Genomic DNA, 20083 nt, shown 5'->3' on the forward strand with positions numbered 1-20083 from the left:
CGTCCTGCTTCAATCTTGTTCCGCTTCTTTGCAAGCCCTAATTGCCGCGCGGCTGTCCTTTCCGGCGGCGCGTTCGCGTTCGTAGCAGTCGAGCCGGGCGTCGGCGTCGTTGGTGCCCGCGCACAGCCGCACGGCATAGGCCCATTTCGATTCGCCCTTGGAATCGCCCTCGATTTCGCCGCTGATGGCACGGAAGAAGCACAGGCCGGGCTGCTGCGGCGCACGGGTCTTGCCGCATAACTCATCAAGCACAGCTGGCTCCCAGTCCTGATAGCCGTCCTGGCTCCAGGGAATGTTGCCCTGTACGAAGCGTTTGCAGCGCGTGCTGCGGTCCGTGGGCCGGCGTGGGTTGCAGGCTTTCAGCACGGCCCGAAAAAGTCGGTCGGCGCGGGACTGCGGTGGGGGCGCATCCTCGCCCGTGTCGACGATTTGCGGCTCGGGCTCTATCGCCTGTTCGTCCAGGTCGGCGAGGGTGCCGGTTACGCAGTCCGTGGTCTCGCGCACGCTATTGGTGCCCGCACAAAGCTGGGCGGCGCGGCGCCAGTTGCCGTCAACGATCTGGTCCCACGGGCCACTGCCATGGAACAGCCGGTCGAAGCACAACAGCGGCTGGGTCGGACGCGTGGTGTCCTCGCAGAGCAGATCAAGCCGGCGCGGCGTCCAGCTCGTGTCGCCCGTCTTGTTCCAGGTGATGTTGCCCTGTACCAACCGCTCGCAAGCAGTTCGTCCCGCGATGATGGGCGGCGGGTTGCACTGCTCGATGGCGTCGCGGAAGTGCATCCCGCGCTCCACGCCTTCGCGGTAGCACGCGATTCGGGCTTGCGCGTTTTCGGTGCCCGCGCATAAGGCGACAGCGTCTTTCCAGTCCGCCTGAATGGCTGCGCCCTTTTCGAGGGGGATTTCGCGGATGCTGCTGAAGCACAGGCCGGGCTGGGCGGGGCGCGTCGTGCCGCGGCAGAGGCGGTTCAGCCAACTCGAGTCCCAGCGGGTGTTGTCGTCATCATTCCAGGCGATGCGGCCCTGAACGTAGCTGGCGCACTGACTCTCTTCGGGTGATGGGCCGTCCCGCTCCCACGCGAGCGCGAGAAAGACCGCCACTGCGCCGAGAAGGATGCCGCCAATCAAGGACGTGACCGAGAGGACGCGCCGATCGCGCACCCGCTCCGACGCCGCGCTGAGGCGGCCGCGCCAGCGCCCCGCCTGGCCATTGTCGTCGCCGTTGCCGCCGGTGTCCAAGCCGTTCGCCACCGCGTTCCCCCCGCTATTCCCCGCGGCGCGCCACCCCTCCCGGCTGCAGATCAGCGCGGCGCCGGTTCGCTCGGTCCGTAGACCATGCGCGAGCGGATGGTGCCCTCGAGGCTGCGCAACTGGGCGAGAAGATCGGCCGCGATGTCTTCCTTCACTTCGGCGTCCAGCACAACATAGCCCAGTTCGCCCTCGGTTTGCAGGTACTGAGCGGTGATGTTGACATCCCGCGCGCCGAAGGCGTCGTTGAGCCGGCGCATCATGCCGGGGATGTTGTGGTGGATGTGGATGAAGCGCTTGGACTTGGCCGCGGCCACCGGCAGCTGCACCTGCGGGAAGTTCACTGCGCCAGTGGTCGAGCCGACATCGGAATACTCGATAAGCTTGCGCGACACCTCGGTGCCAATGCGCTCCTGCGCCTCTTCCGTGGAGCCGCCGACATGCGGGGTGAGGATCACGTTGTCCAGACCACGCAGGGGAGAAATGAACTCTTCCTCGTTGGAGGACGGCTCTGACGGGAACACGTCGATCGCTGCACCGCGCAGATGCCCGTCCTTAAGCGCCCGCGCGAGCGCTTCGATGTCCACGAGCGTGCCGCGCGCGTTATTGATGAGGAAGGCGCCGGGTTTCATCGCGCGGATTTCGCGCTCACCGATGATGCCCTTCGTCTGCGGCGTTTCGGGCAGGTGAAGTGAGACCACGTCGGAGCGCTGCAGCAGGTCCATGAGATCATCGGCGGCGGTGACGTTGCCGTGGCGCAGCTTCTCGGTCTGGTCATGGAAGATCACGCTCATACCCATGACCTCGGCCAGATTGGCGAGCTGCGTGCCGATGTTGCCGTAGCCCACAATGCCGAGCGTGCGTCCGCGAATCTCGTGGCTGTCCTTGGCGGATTTCTGCCAGATGCCCTCATGGGCGGCCATCGAGCGTGGGAAAATGCGCCGGAACAGCATGATGATCTCGGCGATGGTCAGTTCGGCCACGCTGCGGGTGTTGGAGAATGGCGCGTTGAACACTGGGACGCCCTTGGTGCTCGCGGCGCCGAGGTCGACCTGGTTGGTGCCGACCGAAAAGCAGCCGACGGCAATCAGCCGCGGCGCAGCCTCGAAGATGTCGGCGGTCAGCCGCGTGCGCGAGCGGATCCCGAGCATGCGCACGCCGTCTTGCAAACGTTCTTTCAGTTCTTCCGGGCCAAGCGCCGTCTTCAGGCGTGTGACATTCGTGTATCCATCAGCATGCAGCGCTTCAACGGCCGTGTCCGCGATCCCTTCAAGGAGCAGAATCGGCGTCTCGCTCTTGGACAGCGCCAGATGCTGTGCGTGTGAGAGTTCCTTCGTCATGTCTTTCCATTGCAAAATTCTTGGTTCAGACGTGGCGTAAGGTTTGAACGCATGCTGGCGCCGAGGTCAAGCTGCGGCGGGACGCCACACCCCTTGACAGGCAGGTCCAAGCGCCCGCGGGAGCAGAGGCGAGCGGTTCCGATTTTTCACGCTGTGACAGGCGGCTGGCAGAGTGTTAATGTTCCTCGTCGCAGCCCGAAAGACGCACAAAATCACCATATTCCCTGTGTTCCTTGGTCGCTGATTGTGCGTGATTCTGCGCGTCGTCGGCTGGTCAGCGGTGCGCCAGCGGCGACAGATGTCGGCGAATTTTGCACGGCGCCACGCGGAGCGCCGTTAGGAAAGGTGGCTCACATGCCAGGTCTGGACCGGTTGTTCAGGACGCTTTCGGCTGCGCGTGCCGCGCGGGTGGTCATGGTCGCCCTTTGCGCGGTCGTGCTCAGCGGCTGCGCTTCAACGTCCCTGACGGGGATGTTCGAGGAAGAGGAGGCAGCGAAAGAGGATAAGACCGCCGCCCAGATTTATGCCGAAGGCGACGCGCTGCTCGACGAGGCCGACTGGAAGGAAGCAGCGGCCAAGTTCGAGGAGGTCGACAAGAACTATCCCTATTCGCCGGAGGCGCGGCGCGCCATTGTCATGAGCGCGTATGCCAACTACAAGCAGGGTGATCTGCCCAAGGCGGTCAGCGCGGCCCGGCGCTACCTGACGCTGCATCCCGGCACGGATGAGGCACCGCTTGCCCAGCACATCATCGCGTCGGCCTATTTCGACCGGATGAACGGTCCGGACCGCGACCAGTCGGACACCGAGAAAGCCCTGAACGAGCTCGAAATCCTCGTGCGGCGCTATCCGGACAGCCGCTACGCGCCGCAGGCGCGCAAGCGCATCAAGATCGCCCGCGACCTGCTGGCCGCCAAGGAGATGCAGGTCGGTCGCTACTATCTTGAACGGGGCAACTACATCGCTGCGATCAACCGCTTCCGCACCGTGGTCGAGAAATACCAGCAGACCAAGCATGTGGAAGAAGCGCTGTCGCGGCTGACGGAAGCCTACATGGCACTCGGCATTAAGAGCGAGGCGCAGACCGCTGCGGCCGTGCTGGGTCACAATTACCCGGAAAGCGAGTGGTACGAGGACGCTTATGCGCTTCTCCAGAGCGACGGGCTGGAGCCGCGCGAGGATGCGGGGTCCTGGATCAGTCGCCAATGGACAAAGCTCCAGCAGGCCAGCCCGCTCTGACACGCTTCGCGGGAATCATCGTATAAGGGCATCATGCTGACGGCCCTTTCGATCGAGAACATCGTCCTTATCGACAGGCTTCACCTGGAATTCGGCGCCGGGCTGAGCGTGCTCACCGGCGAGACCGGCGCGGGAAAGTCCATCCTGCTCGACGCTTTCGGTCTTGCGCTGGGAAGCCGGGGTGAGGCGAGCCTCGTGCGCGCGGGGCAGGCGCGCGGCCAGGTGACGGCGCGGTTCGACCTCCCTGAGTCGCACGAGGCGATCCGATGGCTGGCCCAAAACGGCTTCGATGCGGAACAAGCAGGCGGTGAACTCATCCTGCGACGCGTCCAGCAGGCCGATGGCCGAACCCGCGCTTTCATCAACGACCAGCCGGTAAGTGTGCAGATGCTGCGCCAGACCGGCGCGCGGCTTGTCGAAATCCACGGCCAGCACGACGACCGGGCGATGACCGATGCGGCCACGCATCGTCGGCTGCTCGACTGCTATGGGGGCCTGACAGCAGATGCGGAGGCTGTGCGTCGTGCGTGGGATGCATGGCGCGCGCTGGAGGGCGAACTCGCCGAGCGGGAGGCCGCGCTTGCGCAGGCGCGCGAAAACGCCGACTATCTCCGCCATACGCTTGATGAGCTTGAGGAATTGGCGCCGGAGGAGGGCGAGGAAGAACGCCTGGCCGAGGCGCGGCAGACCATGATGAACGCCGAAAAGATCGCCAGCGAGCTGAACGCTGCGTTCGAGAGCCTGTCGGGCAACAATGGCGCGGAAGAGCGCCTGAGTTCGGCGCTGCGCCGGCTGGAGCGGTTTGGCGGCGGCGAGCTTGTCGCGCCGGTGGTCGAGGCACTGGAGCGCGTGCTGGCTGAGGCCGGTGAGGCCCGAGACACGATCGAGACGGCGCTGCGCGACTGTGCTTTTTCACAGGCTGATCTGGAACGGACCGAGGAGCGGCTGTTCGCGCTCAGGGCGCTGGCGCGCAAGCATCGCGTGACGGTCGATGAATTGCCCAACCTGCAGGCCGAGTTCACGAAGTTGCTCGATGATCTGGCGGAAGGCGAGTCGGCGCTGGCCCGCCTGCGAGAGGAGGTAAAGACCGCTCGCGACCATTACCATGGCTTGGCGCGCGACCTGAGCGAGAAGCGCCGGGCGGCGGCCGAAGCGCTGGATGAGGCGGTACAAAAGGAGCTGCCGCCGCTCAAGCTGGAGAAGGCGCGCTTCATCACGAAGCTGGAGCCCATCGACGAAGACGGTGTTGAAGGCGGGCCGGACGGGCTGGAGCGTGTGAGCTTCCATGTCCAGACCAATCCGGGCACGGCGCCCGGCCCGATCATGAAGGTGGCGTCGGGCGGCGAGTTGTCGCGGTTCATCCTCGCGCTCAAGGTCGTGCTGGCCGAACGCGGCAGTGCGCCGACCCTGATTTTCGACGAGATCGACACTGGCGTTGGCGGTGCGACGGCCGCCGCGATCGGCGACCGGCTGGCACGGCTGGCCGAGGGCGTGCAGGTGTTGTCCGTGACCCATGCACCGCAGGTGGCCGCGCACGCGCAGGGACATATGCGCATCAGCAAGGAACCGGCACCGGGCGAGCAGGGCGAGACGACGGTTACGCGGGTCGCGCCGCTGGACGAGCCGGACCGGCACGAGGAGATCGCGCGCATGCTGGCCGGCGCAAAGGTGACGGACGAGGCGCGCGCGGCGGCGAAACGGCTGATCGGGAGCGCGGCGTGAGCGCAGTTCGCGATATCCCGGCCGACAAGCTTAGCCACGAGCAGGCCGCGGAGGAGGTCCCGGCGCTGATCGCCGAGATCAGCCGGCATGACCGCGCCTATTACGTCCAGGACCAGCCGCTCATCAGCGATGCGGGATATGACGCGCTGCGCCAGCGGCTGGAGGCGCTTGAAGCGCGCTTCCCGGACTTGATCCGGCCCGACAGCCCCACCCAGCGCGTCGGCGCGCCGCCCTCGGAAAAGTTCGCCAAGGTGCGCCACCGTGTACCGATGCTCTCGTTGAGCAACGCTTTCGCCGACGCGGAAATCCACGAATTCGTCGACCGCATCCGCCGCTTTCTCGGGCTGGAGCCGGATGCCGAAGTCGCCTTTGCCGCTGAGCCGAAGCTCGACGGGCTGTCCATGAGCCTCGTGTATGACGGCGGGGAACTAGCCTTTGCCGCCACGCGCGGCGACGGCGCGGAGGGCGAGGATGTCACGGCGAACATCCGCACGATCCCCGGCATTCCAAAGAAGGTGGAGGCCAAGTCCTTCCCCGACCGCTTTGAGGTGCGCGGCGAGGTGTTCATGTCCCACGCCGATTTCGAGGCGCTGAACGCGCGGCATGCCGAAAGAGGCGGCAAGACCTTTGCCAACCCGCGCAATGCCGCGGCCGGCTCGGTGCGCCAGCTCGACCCCAAAGTGACCGCCGCGCGCCCGCTGCAGTTCTACGCTTGGGGCTGGGGCGATGTTTCCGAGCTGCCGGCCGACAGTCACTTCGCCGTCATGCAGGCGATTGCCGACTGGGGCTTTCCGATCAGCCCAGAGCTGCGCTTCTGCCGCAAGGCCGAGGAGTTGCTCGCCTTCTACCGGGACATCGAAACGCGCCGCGCCACGCTCGGCTATGACATCGACGGCATGGTCTACAAGGTCGACAGCCTCGCGCTGCAGGAGCGGCTGGGCTTCGTCTCTCGCGCGCCCCGCTGGGCGATCGCGCACAAGTTCCCGGCGGAAAAGGCGACGACGATCCTTGAAGACATCGACGTCCAGGTTGGCCGCACTGGCGCGCTGACCCCGGTAGCCAAGCTGCGGCCTGTGACGGTCGGCGGCGTGGTGGTCAGCAACGCGACGCTCCACAACGAGGACGAGATCGCGCGCAAGGACGTGCGGGTCGGGGATACGGTCATCGTCCAGCGCGCGGGCGACGTGATCCCGCAAATCCTCGGCGTCGTGCAGGAAAAGCGCCCGAAGGACGCCAGGCCCTATGAAATGCCCGATCGCTGCCCGATCTGCGGCTCGCACGCCGTGCGCGAGATCAACCCGGCGACCGGCAAGCCGGAGGCTGCGCGCCGCTGCACCGGCGGGCTGATCTGCGAGGCGCAGCTTCTCCAGCGGCTCAAGCACTTCGTATCGCGCAGCGCATTCGACATCGAGGGGCTGGGCGGCAAGCGCATCGAGTTGTTCCATGAGGAAGGGCTCATCAACAATCCGGCGGACATTTTCAGGCTGGAGGCGCGCGACGCGCAATCCAACCAGCCGATCCGCACCTGGGAAGGCTGGGGCGAGAAGTCGGCGGCCAACTTGTTCGAATCGATCAACGCGCGGCGCGAGATCCCGCTCGACCGCTTCATCTACGCGCTCGGCATCCGGCATATCGGCGAGACGACCGCACGGGTGCTGGCGCGCAGCTACGGTTCATGGACGGCTTTCCGAGAGGCGATGGAGGCCGCGCGCGACCGCGACAGCGCCGCCTATCAGAACCTTGTCAACATCGACGGGATCGGCCCGGCGGCGGCCGAGGCGATCGTCGAGTTCTTCGCTGAAAGCCATAACCGGGAGGTGGTCGACGCGCTGATCGAAGAGGTGACGGTCGAGGACTTCGCGCAGACAGCAACGGAATCGCGGGTGAGTGGTAAAACGATTGTCTTCACTGGCAAGCTGGAGCGCATGTCCCGCGACGAGGCCAAGGCGCTGGCCGAGCGTCTCGGCGCGAAGGTGACGGGATCGGTCTCGGCGAACACGGATCTGGTCGTCGCCGGACCAGGGGCGGGATCGAAGCTGAAAAAGGCAAGCGAGCTTGGCGTTGAGGTCATCAGCGAGGATGACTGGCTCACGCTCTCCGGCGCGAGCTAAGCCGGTTCAGGTTGCTGCAGTCCGCCTATCTTGAGATGAGCTTGGCGGCGTCCACCGCGACAGCTGCTGCGTAAGCGGCTCTTCGGGCCATCACGTCTTGTTCCGGTGGTCCACCGCCACGCTCTGGGGACTAATTATGGTAAAGGTCCTCGAGCGGCTTCCCGCCAGGCGGCGTCCCGGTGGGGTCGTGCTGCATCTTGTCGATTATGTGCCAGTTCTCGCGGTCGAACCGGGCCGCTTCTTCGGGGTTGTTCTCACGCCATTCAATCAGCCGCTCGATTTCCTGGTCTATGGCACCGCCTGGGGCCCGGTCCCGGCGGTTCTGTCTCACGCGTTCAATTTCCTTCTGGCTTAGGGCCATCTCTCTCGCTCCTGTCTTGTGACACGCTATCCAACTGCAGCCTCGCAAAGTCATCTCGACCCATCCGGTGGGCGGCGCGGCGCGAACTGACGCGGCGCAGACACGGGACCCAAATGGCGGCAAACCGACATTGATCCCGGGTCAGCGCAGCACCGGTTCGCGTTGCAGCGCGCCCGGGATGACGGCCGGCTACACTGTCTCGCGCGGCTTGACCAGCCCGCGGTTGACCATCGCCTCGGCGATCTGGACGGTGTTGAGCGCCGCGCCCTTGCGCAGATTGTCCGAGACGACCCACATCGCCAGCCCGTTATCGACCGTCGAGTCCTCGCGGATGCGCGAGACGTAGGTGGCATAATCGCCGACGCATTCGACCGGCGTGATGTAGCCGCCGTCCTCGCGCTTGTCGACGACGAGGATGCCGGGCGCCTCGCGCAGGATGTCTCGCGCCTGATCCGCACTCATTTCCCGCTCGAATTCGATATTGACCGCCTCGCCGTGGCCCACGAACACCGGCACGCGCACGCACGTGGCGGTCAGTTTGATCTTCGGATCGAGGATCTTCTTGGTCTCCGCGACCATCTTCCACTCTTCGCGGGTTGAGCCATCGTCGAGGAAGCGGTCGATATGCGGGATGCAGTTGAACGCGATCTGCTTGGTGAAGTGCTCCGGTTCCGGCTCGTCGGTGACGAAGATACCCTTGGTCTGGTTCCAGAGCTCATCCATTGCGTCCTTGCCGGCGCCGGAAACCGACTGATAGGTCGAGACGACCACACGCTTGATTCCCGCGGCCTCGTGCAGCGGCTTGAGCGCGACGACGAGTTGCGCGGTCGAGCAGTTCGGGTTGGCAATGATGTTGCGCTTGGTATAGCCGGCGATGTCGTCGGCGTTCACCTCCGGCACAATCAGCGGCACGTCTTCGTGGTAGCGCCAGGCCGAGGAGTTGTCGATCACCACGCAGCCGGTAGCGGCAATCTTCGGCGACCATTCCTTGGACACGTCGCCGCCGGCCGACATCAGCGCGAAATCGCATTTCGAGAAGTCGAACTGCTCGATGTCGTGGCACTTGATCGTGCGGTCACCGTAGGACACCTCCCGCCCCAGCGATCGGCGCGAGGCGATGGCGAACACCTCATCGGCAGGAAACTCGCGCTCTGCGAGGATATTGAGCATCTCCTGGCCCACATTTCCGGTGGCGCCAACGACAGCGATATTGTACCCCAAGGCTGATCTCCAAAACGTCGTGTCAGTGGGCTGGACGGGGAGCCCTTTCCGCCTCGTTGTAGGAGCGGTCTCGCCGCGTTGCAAGGCCAGCGCCTGAGAACGCGCCATGCCGCCATGAAAGCGCAGGGACAAGCGATGACCGACGCGCCGCGCGCCGGCACACCCTGGGAGGTGTTCCGTACGTTTCTCGTGCTGGGCTGCGTTTCGTTTGGCGGGCCGATCGCGCATATAGGCTATTTCCGCGAAGCTTTCGTCAAGCGGCGCGGGTGGATCACCGACGAGGCGTATGGCGATCTGGTGGCGTTGTGCCAGTTCCTGCCCGGCCCGGCGTCCAGCCAGGTCGGAATGGCTCTCGGGCTGATGCGCGCGGGCTACGCGGGGATGCTTGCCGCTTGGGTGGCATTCACGCTGCCCTCGGCGCTGCTGATGTTCGGGCTGGCGGTAGGGCTTACGGCGTTTCAGGTCGACACGCAGGCCGGCTGGGTCGTCGCGCTGAAGGCGGTGGCCGCGGCTGTCGTGGCCGATGCGCTCCTCGGTATGGCGCGCAACCTTGCGCCGGATGAGCGCCGCGCGACCATTGCCGTTGCGGGCATGATCGGGGCGCTGCTTCTGCCGATCGAATGGGGCCAGCTTGCGGTGATCGGCGCAGGCGCTCTGGTCGGGTTGGTGGTGCTGGGCGGCTTCGAAAGCCCCGCGCCCACGGAGAGTGCGCCGCTGGTAAAGGTCTCGCGAGCCGTCTCCCTTAGCTGTCTTGCGCTGTTCTTCGCGCTGCTGATCGGGCTGCCGTTCGCTGTTGGCGGGCTAGGCGGAACACTCACCGATCTGTTTACCCGGTTCTATAGCGCTGGTGCCCTGGTATTCGGCGGGGGCCATGTCGTCCTGCCGCTGTTGCAGGCGCAGGTGGTCGATCCCGGGCTGGTGGACCGCGACGTGTTCCTGGCCGGTTACGGCGCGGCGCAGGCGTTGCCAGGGCCGCTGTTCGCGATTTCGGCCTATCTCGGTGCGGAAGCGACCGGCGCGGCTGGGGCCTTGGCGGGCGCGGGCGTGGCGCTGATCGGCATTTTCCTGCCGGGCGCGCTGCTGGTACTCGGGACGCTGCCTTTCTGGAGCAGCCTGCGGCAATGGGCGCTGGCCCGGCGGATTCTGGCGGGGATCAACGCGGCTGTTGTGGGGCTGCTGGCCGCGGCGCTGTATGATCCGGTTTTTGTCGAGGGGATCACCGACGCGAAAACGATGGCGCTCGCCGTCGCCGCGTTCGTTGCGCTGCATGTCTGGAAAGCGCCGCCGCTCACCGTCGTTGCCGGCGCGGCTGCGGTGGGCGTCCTCGCGCTTTAGCCGTCGCTGAGCAGGCGCCCGCAGAGCCAGAATTCGCCCTGCACGACCATACCCGGCTCAAGCGGCCCACGGTGTCCCTCGATCTGCGATTCCAGCGCGACGACATCGACCGTCCCGCCCAGCGTCTCGATCAGCGCCCAGCAGAAGCTCTGCTCTGTCACCGGGTTGGTGCGAATTTCCGAGCGAATGACCTCGCCACAGATAAAGGCGCGCGAGGGCGCATTGAAGCCCGGCTGATCGGGATCGTGGAAGACCGGCTGGTCCGTCTCGCTCGAAGGCATGAACAGACCGCTGGCGAAGAACGACTTTGGCGCGAAGCGCACCTCCTGACCGTCCTGGGCCGCCTCGAAGCTCGTGGCATCGCTGAACACCGCGATATCATGCGCGAAGGCCGTGACCTGCGCCTCAGCCTTGAACGGCGCAACGCGGTTGGCGAGGCAGGCGAAGTCGACCACGTCGAACAGCGCCACGGTCGTACAATCGTGCAACTCTTCGCCCGGCTCGACCTCGGCGAAGATCGCCCCCTCGAAGGCGTTGTCCTCCGGACGGCGCTTGATCGCTACGGCGCGGATCGGAACGCGGCCCGCGCCGGCGAAAAACGGCGTCACCCCCACTATGGCCAGCGTGTCCTCGGGCGGGCCATCCCCTTCATCGGCGTCCTCGTCGCGCCGTTTCTGCATGTGGATCCAGAGCTCCGAGCCGACATCGGTGTGCCAGCGGTAATAATACCCCGGGCGGCATTCCAGCGACTCCGCCCGGTCTTCCGGCAGCTTTCCGATCAAGCTGGCGAGTTCCTCTGCCGAACGCGCCTGAAAACCAATGATGCTGAAATGATCTGTCATGTCCCCACTGAATGTCTTGGCAAGGCGCACGAGAGCCACCGCTTCGGCCCGGCCGCGCGCCACTTCGCTATACAGGATACAGCAGATTCGTGTTCAAAAATGACACAGTATGCGGGCACTGCGCCACGCACGCGCGACACGATCGGGCGCGAAAGCGCCATTTTTCCACGATTAGCCGCACGGCCGGACGTGGATCAGCCCGCTTGTGCCTCCAGCGCGGCGACGATCGCTTTGCCCATCTCGTCCGTTCCGACCCGGCTCATTCCCTCCTGCATGATGTCGCCGGTCCTCAGGCCCTGGTCCAGCACCGACGTTATCGCCCTCTCCAGCATGTCGGCCTCCTCGGCGAGATCGAAGGAGTAGCGCAGGGCCATGGCGAAGCTCGCGAGCATCGCGATCGGGTTGGCGATGCCCTTGCCGGCGATGTCCGGCGCGCTGCCATGCACAGGCTCGTACATCGCACGCTTGCGGCCTGACGCCTGCGCCTCGCCCAGCGAGGCCGACGGCAGCATGCCGAGAGATCCGGTCAGCATTGCTGCCTCGTCAGACAGCATATCACCGAACAGGTTATCCGTCACGATAACGTCGAATTGTTTCGGCCAGCGAACAAGTTGCATCGCGCAGTTGTCAGCGAGGATGTGCGTCAGCTCGACATCGGAATAACTGTCCTGATGAACGCGCGTCACGACCTCATTCCAGAGAACCCCGGTGCGCATGACGTTGCGCTTTTCGGCCGAGTGTACGAGGTTTCGCCGCTTGCGCGCCAGGTCGAAGGCCACGCGCGCGATGCGCTCGATTTCGCTGCTGGTGTAAACCTGGGTGTCCACTGCGCGCTGCTGTCCGTCCTCCAGCGTCACGACTTCCTTCGGCTCGCCGAAATAAGCGCCGCCGGTGAGCTCGCGCACGATCATGATGTCCAGTCCCTCGACCACTTCTCGCTTGAGGCTGGAGCTATCTGCCAGCGCCGGGTAACAGATCGCCGGACGCAGATTGGCGAAGAGGCCGAGGTCTCTGCGCAGGCGCAGCAGACCCGCTTCCGGGCGCTTGTCGTAGGGCACGCCGTCCCACTTCGGCCCGCCAACGGCGCCGAGCATAACAGCATCGGCCGCCGTCGCCCGCTGCATGGCCGCGTCGGTGATCGGCTCACCGTATTCGTCATAGGCGCAGCCGCCGACGAGGTCCTCGTCAATGTTGAAGGAGACGACGCCCGTCTCATTGAACCAGAACGCGACCCGCTTGACCTCGTTCATCACTTCCGGGCCGATGCCGTCGCCGGGCAGGAGCAGCAGGTTGAATGTCGCCATGGGTCGTTTCCTCGCAAAATTCGTTGATGAGCCGGGCCGAAAGCCTCGCCGCGTGACGCGGGGCAGGGTGCAACTGTGCTAGCCGCTCGCGCGGGGGCGCGCAAGTGTTGGCGCCTCAGTCGCTCTGGGCGAGCAGCGCGGCGTTGCCGCCGGCGGCGGTGGTGTCGACGCACAAGTGGCGCTCGTGGAAATAGCGGTCCGGCCGGATCACCTCGGTGATGAGCGGCAGGATCGGGCCGTCGCGGCGGGCGAGGGCGCGGCGCATGGCGCAGAGAGCGGATTCGTCGCCGGTGCAGGCCACGCCTGCGAGGCCATCGTGTTCGGCGAGCCAGTCCGGTTCAATCTGTCCGTCCAGGGTTGCGATCGGCGCGCCATGTTTCTTCAAATCGCTCACCTCGGGTGCCTCGGGGGCGGCCATGACGACCGCGTTGCCGAAGGCGAGTGCCTGTACCGCCTGTGCCAGCGCCGTTTCCGCATTCGGCCCGAGACAGAGCATCGTGCCGCGCGGATGCACCGTCATGCGGTTGCTTTCGCCGGTCGGCCCCGGGAGGACGAGTTCATCGGCATCGAGCGCCTTCGCCGCTCCCAGCGCGTCGCGGGCGAGGGCAGGGGCATCCGCCAGCGCCTGCTCCAGCACCGAAAGCCGGTCATCGCGCGCCTCCCAGGCGGGTTGTTTCCCGGCGGCCTCATCAAGCGCCCGTGCGAAGTCCTCGCGCGCGAGCCTCGGGCCATCGCCATGCGCGGTCGTGTGTGCTGGCTCATGCGGTGGTTTGCGAAAGCTCATGAGGTAGTGCGGCCCGCCGGCCTTTGGGCCGGTGCCGGAGCACTTCTCGCCGCCGAACGGCTGAGACCCGACGATCGAGCCGATCTGGTTGCGGTTGACGTAGATGTTGCCGACTTCCAGCCGGTCCACGACCTCCTGCACGCGCCGGTCAATGCGCGTGTGCAGGCCCGCCGTCAGCCCGTAGCCGCTGGCGTTTATGTTCTCAACGATCTTCGTGAGGTTCTCCGCCTTGAACGGCGCGACATGCAGGACCGGGCCGAACACCTCGCGCTTCAGCTCCTCGATGCCGGAGACGCGGAACACCGAAGGCGCGACGAAGCGGCCCTCGAACGGCACGTCGACTGTCTTGAGCAGGCGTCCGTCGGCTTCCATCTTCGCGCAGTAGTCGGCAATGTCCCGTTGGGCATCCGCGTCGATCACCGGTCCGACATCGGTGGACAGGTCCCACGGATCGCCAACCCGCAACTCGTCCATGGCCCCAGCGAGCATCGTGAGTGTGCGGTCGAACACGTCCTCTTGTATGTAGAGGCAGCGTAGCGAGGAGCAGCGCTGGCCCGCGCTTTGGAACGCCGATTGCACGACATCGCGCACGGCCTGCTCGGGCAGGGCGGTGGAATCGAGGATCATGGCGTTCAGCCCGCCCGTCTCGGCGATGAGCGGCGTGCCAGGCGCGCAGTGTTCGGCGATGGTGCGGTCGATGATTTTCGCGGTTTCGGTCGAGCCGGTGAAGCACACGCCGGAGACGCGCCGATCCTTGAGAAGCGCGCCGCCAAGCTCCGCGCCATCGCCGGGAAGAAGCTGGAGCACATCGCGCGGAATGCCGTGCTCGTGCATGAGCGCGACCGCGCGCGCGGCCATGAGCGAGGTCTGCTCGGCCGGCTTGGCGATCACGGCGTTGCCGGCGGCAAGCGCGGCGGCGATCTGCCCGGTGAAGATCGCCAGCGGGAAGTTCCACGGAGAGATGCACACGAACACGCCGCGCCCCTTTAGCGGCGCGTCGGCGTTGAGACGCCGGGCTTCCGCCGCGTAATAGCGCAGGAAGTCGACCGCCTCGCGCACCTCGGCGACGCCATCGGCGAGCGTCTTGCCCGCCTCGCGGCTGGCGATGGCGAACAGCTCCGGAGCGTGGCGCTCGTAAGCATCCGAGATCGCTTCGAGAATCTCCGCGCGTTTCTCGACCGGCTCGGCTGACCAGCGCGCGGCAGCGTCCTCCGCCGCATCGAGCGCAAGGCGGGCATGCTCGGGCGTCGCATCTTCGACCTTTCCCGGCTTGTCCGACGGAACCGCCGGGTTCACTACCGTGCGCGCCGGCTTGGACGGTGGCGCCTGTGTGGCGACCAGTGGCGCGCTATGCCACGCGTGCGCGCGGAACTCCGCCATCTGCTCATGCAGCGCGCCGACGGTCATCGGATCGGTCAGGTCCCAGCCGCGCGAATTGCGCCGCTTTGGCGCGAAAATCTCGGGCGCCGGAACAACTGCCGGATTCGGCAGGCTGTCGTTGAGCCGCTCCAGGGTCGTGAACGGGTCGCGTGCGACATCCTCTGGTGGCACGTTCTCATCCACGATCTGGTTGACGAAAGAGGAATTCGCGCCGTTCTCCAGAAGGCGGCGCACCAGGTAGGCGAGCAGATCGCGGTGAGCGCCAACCGGCGCGTAGATACGGCAGCGCGTATCGTGATCGCCCTTGATCATGCTGTGCAGGGCTTCGCCCATGCCGTGCAGGCGCTGAAACTCGAAGGCTTCCTTCCCGGTGCCGGTTTCGCGCGCCATGTCGAGGACGGCCATGGCTGTGTGGGCGTTGTGCGTGGCGAATTGCGGGTAGATCCGGTCCGTCATGCCGAAAAGTTGCCGGGCGCAGGCGATAAAGGATACGTCGGAGCTCGCCTTGCGTGTCAGCACCGGGAAGCTGTCCACGCCGGTCACCTGCGCCTGCTTGATCTCTGTGTCCCAATAGGCGCCCTTGACCAGCCGGACCATGATGCGCCGGTTTTCGCGCTCGGCCAGTGCATGGAGCCAGTCGAGCACCATTGGGGCGCGTCGGCCATAGGCCTGAACGACGACCCCGAAACCGTCCCAGCCCTTGGTCGCCGGATCGCTGAGCACCGTCTCGATGACATCGAGCGAGAGGTCGAGCCGGTCGGCTTCCTCCGCGTCGATGTTGAAGCCCATGTTGGCGCTTTTCGCCAGCAGCGCCAGCGACATCAGCCGCGGCGTCAACTCGCGCATCACCCGATCCTTTTGCGCGTATTCATAGCGCGCGTGCAGCGCCGACAGCTTGACCGAGATGCCGGGATTATCCGCCACCTCGCCGATGCACAGCGGCGCGAGGCGGCTGATCGCGTCGGCGTAGGACAGGTGATAGGCGCGCGCGTCTGCATCGGTCCGGGCGGCCTCGCCCAGCATGTCGTAGGAGTAGGTGTAGCCTTCGGCCTCCCAGTGCTTTGCGCGGGAGAGCGCCTCGTCCATGTCCGCGCCGAGCACGAAGGTGCGCCCCATCTCTCGCATCGCCTGTTCGACGGCGGTGCGCACCACGGGTTCGCCCAGCCGCCGCACCATGCCGCGCAGCACCCCGGCAAGCCCCTCGTCGCGGTCTTCGACAACCTGCCCGGTCATCATCAGCGCCCACGTGGAGGCGTTGACGAGCGTGGAACTTGACCGGTTCAGGTGCTCCGCCCATTTGCCGCCAGCCACCTTGTCGCGGATCAGCGCGTCGATCGTCCGGTCGTCGGGAACGCGCAGCACCGCCTCGGCGAGGCACATCAGCGCGATGCCTTCCTTCGTGCTCAGCCCGTACTCACTAAGGAACTGTTCCATCATGCTGGGCCGCGAATCGGTGCGAATACGACGCACCAGGTCCGCGGCCTGCTTGGTGATGCGCGCGCGCTGGTCAGCCGACAGCTGAGCGGCGTTGACGAGATCGGGCACCAGCGCGGACTCCTCCGCGCGGATGTTGTCGCGGATACGCTGGCGCAATGCGGCCAGCCGGCCGGGTCGTGCTTGCGGCGTGGTCATGCCCGAGAGGCTAGCATATCGGCGCGCGCGGACAAGGATTCGCGGTGGTTGCGGGGCCTTTTGTGGGCCCCGTTATCAGCGGATTACGGGCCGATGCGATCGACGACCATCGCGCCGCGGCGGTTGTTGTAGATATGGGCGTAGAATGTTTCGCCCTTGCGCACCGCGTCGATGATATAGCTGGCGTGTCGGCCATTGCCCTGAACGAGCAGGATATTTGGCTCGCCGGAGCGAAAGCCGCGGTCCAGCCATGCACATTCGCCGGCGCTCGGTGGCGTGGACCCGGCGCCCTGACGGCCCGGATTGAAGCGCACGCGCACGGTGTTTCCGGCGCTGACCTCGGCCATCATGTTGCCGCCGGCCTTGCAGACCACAGGGTAGCTCTTCTGCGCTGCGGCCGGGACGGCGCTCGTGACGGCGAGAAGCGCGGCCGCCCCGAGGGCGGGCAGGGCCCTTGACAGACGCATCGTTTCCTCCCCTAAGCCATTGAAAAGACGGCGTGACCGTATTGGTCGCCGAGAGGGGGTGTCAATCCGACACGCCTTGTAGCCTAAACCGTGGCGTGTCGTTTTACCGCGCCCTGTCCAGCCAGATAGACATCGAAGGCGGCGGCGACCACGCGGGCGAGCGCTCGCCCCTCGGCGGTGATATGCACCTGCGCACCGTCGATCCGCGCCAGCCCGTCAGCCTCCAGCGGGCGCAGGCGCGCAAAATCTTCCGCGAAGTCCTCCTGCGTCAGGCCGAAACGCAGCGCGATTGCCTCAAGGTCGACCGCGAAGTCGCACATCAACCGCTCGATGACCGCGCGCCGCCAGATGTCCTCTGCGGACAGCTTCAGCCCCTTGGCCACGGGCAACGCTCCCTCATCGACCGCCCGCAGGTAATCGTTGGTCTGGACGACATTCTGCGCATAGCCCTGCGGCAACGCTGAGATCGCGCTCGCACCCAGCCCGATAAGCGCGTCGGCCTGATCCGTCGTGTAGCCCTGGAAGTTGCGGCGCAGGCGCCCGTTTCGGGCGGCAATGGCCAGGCTGTCGTCCGGCCGCGCGAAATGGTCGATGCCGATCGCCTGGTAACCCAGTTCTTGCAGCAGGATTCCGGCGTCCTCGGCCATGTCGAACCGCGTTTCGGGGCTAGGGAGCGCGTCCTCGTCGATCTTGCGCTGATTCTTCGCCATCCACGGCACATGCGCATAGCCGAACACCGCGATGCGGGCCGGATCGAGGTCGGCCGCGCGCTTGACCGTATCCGCAAGCATTTCGGGGGTCTGGTGCGGCAGGCCGTACATCAGGTCGAAATTGAGCGCTTCGATGCCGGCATCGCGGAGCCAGTCACACACCTGCTTCACAGTATCGAAGGGCTGAACACGGTTGATCGCAAGCTGCACCTGTGGGTCGAACTCTTGTACGCCGAGGCTGGCCCGGTTGCAGCCCATTTGTGCCAGGGCCGCGACAGTTTCCTGGTCGAGCGTGCGCGGGTCGATCTCGACGGCGATCTCGGCGTCTTGAGCGATGTCGAAGCGTTCCCGAATGGCAGCATCCACTCGCTGGAAGTCCGCCGGCGAGAGCGTTGTCGGCGTGCCGCCGCCCCAGTGAATATGCGTGAGCGTCTGGCGGTGGCCGAGAGCGTCGGCGCGCATGTGAATTTCCTTGATCAGCCGCTCGACATAAGCCGCCACCGGGTCATAGCGCGCGACGAGCCGCATGTTGCAGCCGCAGTACCAGCACATCTTCTGACAGAACGGCACATGCAGGTAGAGCGAGAGGTTGGAGCCGGGTGCGAGGTCGGCCAGCCAGCCGCTGACCGTCTCGGCGCCAATATCGGGCGAGAAGTGCGGCGCGGTCGGGTAGCTTGTATAGCGCGGCACGCGTGCACCCAGATACTTGCGGATGGCTTCCCTCATCAAAGGCTCCTTTCCTGACGTTCCAGATAGTCAATCTAACTTGACACCTGCGCGCTTTGACCTGAGTCAAATTTGGGGCCCCCGGTGCACCCTTTGTCCCGATGTGATCCAAGCCGGTGCCAAGCGCGTTGTCCTGCCGTCCCATGCAAGGAATTGCCGGCTGAGGGCGTTAACCCTTGCCGGGTTCGATCTCATGAAAGGAGGATCATGATGCGTAAGGTCGTGACGGGCGCGCTTACCGCGCTGTTTATCGGTACCGCCGCGCCGGCGAACGCCGCGAATATCGTCGAAACCGCGCAGGAGGCGGGGCAGTTCGAGACGCTGATCGCCGCCGCCAAGGCCGCCGGGCTGGCTGGCGCGCTGGCCGAAGGCGACAACCTGACCGTCTTCGCGCCGACTGATGCCGCGTTCGACAAGCTGCCCGAGGGCACGGTCGAAGACCTGCTCAAGCCGGAGAACAAGGACAGGCTGGCAGCGATTCTGTCCTATCACGTGCTACCGCGCGAACTGGCCTCCAACATGCTGCCGGGTCGGCGCATCCATGTCTCGACGATCAAGGACGGCGGAGACGATATGCTCGCGGTGGAGAAGGATGCGCACACGCAGGCGGTGACCGTCGATGGCGCGAATGTTGTGCAGGCCGATATTGAAGCCGATAACGGACTGATCCACGTCATCGACAAGGTGCTGATCCCCTCAGACTAACCCTCACTCGGCGGCACTGCGGCTAGACCGTCGCGGTGTCGCCATGCTTCTTCGCGGGTTCCTTCTGGCTTTCATGGCCAGCGCGGCGCGAGGCGGCCTCGATCCGCTCCGCGGCGTCTTCCATCGTCTCCGCATACTCGGGCACGACCAGCCCTGCAGAAATGATCAGCTTGGCGGCTTCCTCGACGCTCATGTCGAGGATCTTGATGTCTCGTTCTGGCACGAAGAGGAGGAAGCCCGAAGTCGGGTTTGGCGTTGTCGGCAGAAACACGCTGATAAGCTGGTCAGAGCCATGCCGCGCCTGGATTTCGCCGCGTGTCTCCGTCGAGATGAAGATGATCGAATAGATGCCCTTGCGTGGATATTCGATGAGGCCGACGCGCTGGAAACTGCTGCCGCTTTTTGAGAGCACCGTTTCGAAGATTTGCTTCAGCGCGCCATAGACGTTGCGCACGATCGGCATGCGGCCCAGCATCAACTCGCCATAGCCGAAGATCGTGCGTCCGAACAGGTTGGCCGTCAGTGCGCCGATGAGCATCAGCCCGATGATGGCGATGATCAGGCCGACGCCGGGAATGTCGGGTAGGGCGGAGACGGGAAAGGGCAGGTCGAACGGCAGGTTCCGCTCGATCTCCTCCAGGCTCGGGAGCAGAGGCTTGACCCAGGCATCGACCAGATTGACGAACCACCAGACGATATAGAGCGTGATACTGACCGGACCGACGATGATCAGACCGGTGAACAGGTAGTTGCGCAGGCGCGTGCCGATGTGGTGGCTTTCGTCCTTCTTGCCGCCGACGAAGAGCCTGGCAAGGCTGGCGCGGCGCCGGCGCGGCCGCTGCGGTCCGTGTCCGGAAGGGGGCTGCTGAGATGTTTCGTTCATAACCCATCACTCATGCACACCGGGAAACCGGCGGCAACGTAATCATATTTCGTTAGAATATCAGAAAAATGCGCGG

General features: G+C 65.5%; 15 protein-coding genes. 5 read left to right on the plus strand and 10 right to left on the minus strand.

Annotated features, from left to right (window positions below):
• Positions 1-9: 9 nt before the first annotated feature.
• Positions 10-1248 carry a hypothetical protein gene (locus BXY53_RS06420; protein ID WP_119061026.1) on the minus strand — a complete coding sequence of 413 codons (1239 nt, stop codon included), beginning with the start codon at positions 1246-1248 and terminating at the stop codon, positions 10-12.
• Positions 1249-1298: 50 nt separating this feature from the next.
• Entirely contained in the window at positions 1299-2585 is a 1287-nt protein-coding gene (gene serA, locus BXY53_RS06425) for a phosphoglycerate dehydrogenase (protein ID WP_119061027.1), read from the minus strand.
• A gap of 354 nt (positions 2586-2939) precedes the next feature.
• On the opposite strand from serA, the gene BXY53_RS06430 reads away from it, so the two are divergent.
• From BXY53_RS06430 to ligA, 3 genes are read left to right on the plus strand one after another with little or no spacing between them, the layout of a single operon-like run.
• The gene (locus tag BXY53_RS06430) at positions 2940-3824 is read left to right on the plus strand and encodes an outer membrane protein assembly factor BamD (protein WP_170144356.1); all 885 of its coding nucleotides are present in this window, start codon (positions 2940-2942) and stop codon (positions 3822-3824) included.
• A 33-nt stretch (positions 3825-3857) separates the two neighbouring features.
• A complete protein-coding gene (recN, locus tag BXY53_RS06435; protein WP_119061028.1) occupies positions 3858-5546 on the plus strand; it encodes a DNA repair protein RecN in 1689 nt (562 codons plus the stop codon).
• The gene (gene ligA / locus BXY53_RS06440) at positions 5543-7657 is read left to right on the plus strand and encodes an NAD-dependent DNA ligase LigA (RefSeq protein WP_119061029.1); all 2115 of its coding nucleotides are present in this window, start codon (positions 5543-5545) and stop codon (positions 7655-7657) included. The genes recN and ligA overlap by 4 nt, the downstream gene beginning before the upstream one ends.
• 130 nt (positions 7658-7787) lie before the next feature.
• Here the strand turns inward: ligA and BXY53_RS06445 are convergent, their stop codons facing one another.
• Together BXY53_RS06445 and BXY53_RS06450 are read right to left on the minus strand one after the other, a co-directional pair.
• Positions 7788-8018 (minus strand): hypothetical protein, encoded by a 231-nt coding sequence (locus tag BXY53_RS06445; protein WP_119061030.1) that lies wholly within the window; start codon positions 8016-8018, stop codon positions 7788-7790.
• Positions 8019-8207: 189 nt separating this feature from the next.
• Positions 8208-9239 (minus strand): aspartate-semialdehyde dehydrogenase, encoded by a 1032-nt coding sequence (locus tag BXY53_RS06450; RefSeq protein ID WP_119061031.1) that lies wholly within the window; start codon positions 9237-9239, stop codon positions 8208-8210.
• 135 nt (positions 9240-9374) lie between these two features.
• On the opposite strand from BXY53_RS06450, the gene chrA reads away from it, so the two are divergent.
• Positions 9375-10574 carry a chromate efflux transporter gene (chrA, locus tag BXY53_RS06455; RefSeq protein ID WP_119061802.1) on the plus strand — a complete coding sequence of 400 codons (1200 nt, stop codon included), beginning with the start codon at positions 9375-9377 and terminating at the stop codon, positions 10572-10574.
• On the opposite strand, the gene BXY53_RS06460 is transcribed toward chrA, so the two are convergent.
• The 5 genes from BXY53_RS06460 to hemN all read right to left on the minus strand — a co-directional run bounded on the left by BXY53_RS06460 (position 10571) and on the right by hemN (position 18419).
• Positions 10571-11416, minus strand: a complete 846-nt coding sequence (locus tag BXY53_RS06460) for a hypothetical protein (RefSeq protein WP_147361516.1) — start codon at positions 11414-11416, stop codon at positions 10571-10573. The two genes, chrA and BXY53_RS06460, sit on opposite strands and share 4 nt — an antisense overlap.
• Before the next feature lie 194 nt (positions 11417-11610).
• Positions 11611-12720: a 3-isopropylmalate dehydrogenase gene (gene leuB, locus BXY53_RS06465; protein WP_119061033.1), complete on the minus strand. Its 1110-nt coding sequence runs from the start codon at positions 12718-12720 to the stop codon at positions 11611-11613.
• A 115-nt stretch (positions 12721-12835) separates the two neighbouring features.
• The gene (putA, locus tag BXY53_RS06470; protein WP_119061034.1) at positions 12836-16516 is read right to left on the minus strand and encodes a bifunctional proline dehydrogenase/L-glutamate gamma-semialdehyde dehydrogenase PutA; all 3681 of its coding nucleotides are present in this window, start codon (positions 16514-16516) and stop codon (positions 12836-12838) included.
• A gap of 83 nt (positions 16517-16599) precedes the next feature.
• Positions 16600-16983: a hypothetical protein gene (locus BXY53_RS06475; RefSeq protein ID WP_119061035.1), complete on the minus strand. Its 384-nt coding sequence runs from the start codon at positions 16981-16983 to the stop codon at positions 16600-16602.
• An 83-nt stretch (positions 16984-17066) separates the two neighbouring features.
• On the minus strand, positions 17067-18419 hold the full coding sequence (hemN, locus tag BXY53_RS06480) for an oxygen-independent coproporphyrinogen III oxidase (protein ID WP_119061036.1): 1353 nt from the start codon (positions 18417-18419) through the stop codon (positions 17067-17069).
• A gap of 210 nt (positions 18420-18629) precedes the next feature.
• On the opposite strand from hemN, the gene BXY53_RS06485 reads away from it, so the two are divergent.
• A complete protein-coding gene (locus BXY53_RS06485; RefSeq protein ID WP_119061803.1) occupies positions 18630-19124 on the plus strand; it encodes a fasciclin domain-containing protein in 495 nt (164 codons plus the stop codon).
• Between the two features lie 22 nt (positions 19125-19146).
• Here BXY53_RS06485 and BXY53_RS06490 read toward each other — a convergent pair whose 3' ends face one another.
• Positions 19147-20007 (minus strand): DUF502 domain-containing protein, encoded by an 861-nt coding sequence (locus tag BXY53_RS06490; RefSeq protein ID WP_119061037.1) that lies wholly within the window; start codon positions 20005-20007, stop codon positions 19147-19149.
• Between the last annotated feature and the right edge of the window lie 76 nt (positions 20008-20083).

Origin of the sequence: Dichotomicrobium thermohalophilum (assembly GCF_003550175.1) — a bacterium.
GTDB lineage: Bacteria > Pseudomonadota > Alphaproteobacteria > Rhizobiales > Rhodomicrobiaceae > Dichotomicrobium > Dichotomicrobium thermohalophilum.

Excerpts from the sequence above, each read along its gene's own strand:
- BXY53_RS06475 (WP_119061035.1), bottom strand. The coding sequence starts at position 16,983 with ATGCGTCTGTCAAGGGCCCTGCCCGCCCTCGGGGCGGCCGCGCTTCTC.
- leuB (WP_119061033.1), bottom strand. The coding sequence starts at position 12,720 with ATGGCGACATTCAACCTGCTGCTCCTGCCCGGCGACGGCATCGGCCCG.
- hemN (WP_119061036.1), bottom strand. The coding sequence starts at position 18,419 with ATGAGGGAAGCCATCCGCAAGTATCTGGGTGCACGCGTGCCGCGCTAT.
- BXY53_RS06485 (WP_119061803.1), top strand. The coding sequence starts at position 18,630 with ATGCGTAAGGTCGTGACGGGCGCGCTTACCGCGCTGTTTATCGGTACC.
- putA (WP_119061034.1), bottom strand. The coding sequence starts at position 16,516 with ATGACCACGCCGCAAGCACGACCCGGCCGGCTGGCCGCATTGCGCCAG.
- chrA (WP_119061802.1), top strand. The coding sequence starts at position 9,375 with ATGACCGACGCGCCGCGCGCCGGCACACCCTGGGAGGTGTTCCGTACG.
- serA (WP_119061027.1), bottom strand. The coding sequence starts at position 2,585 with ATGACGAAGGAACTCTCACACGCACAGCATCTGGCGCTGTCCAAGAGC.
- recN (WP_119061028.1), top strand. The coding sequence starts at position 3,858 with ATGCTGACGGCCCTTTCGATCGAGAACATCGTCCTTATCGACAGGCTT.
- BXY53_RS06445 (WP_119061030.1), bottom strand. The coding sequence starts at position 8,018 with ATGGCCCTAAGCCAGAAGGAAATTGAACGCGTGAGACAGAACCGCCGG.
- BXY53_RS06430 (WP_170144356.1), top strand. The coding sequence starts at position 2,940 with ATGCCAGGTCTGGACCGGTTGTTCAGGACGCTTTCGGCTGCGCGTGCC.
- BXY53_RS06460 (WP_147361516.1), bottom strand. The coding sequence starts at position 11,416 with ATGACAGATCATTTCAGCATCATTGGTTTTCAGGCGCGTTCGGCAGAG.
- BXY53_RS06490 (WP_119061037.1), bottom strand. The coding sequence starts at position 20,007 with ATGAACGAAACATCTCAGCAGCCCCCTTCCGGACACGGACCGCAGCGG.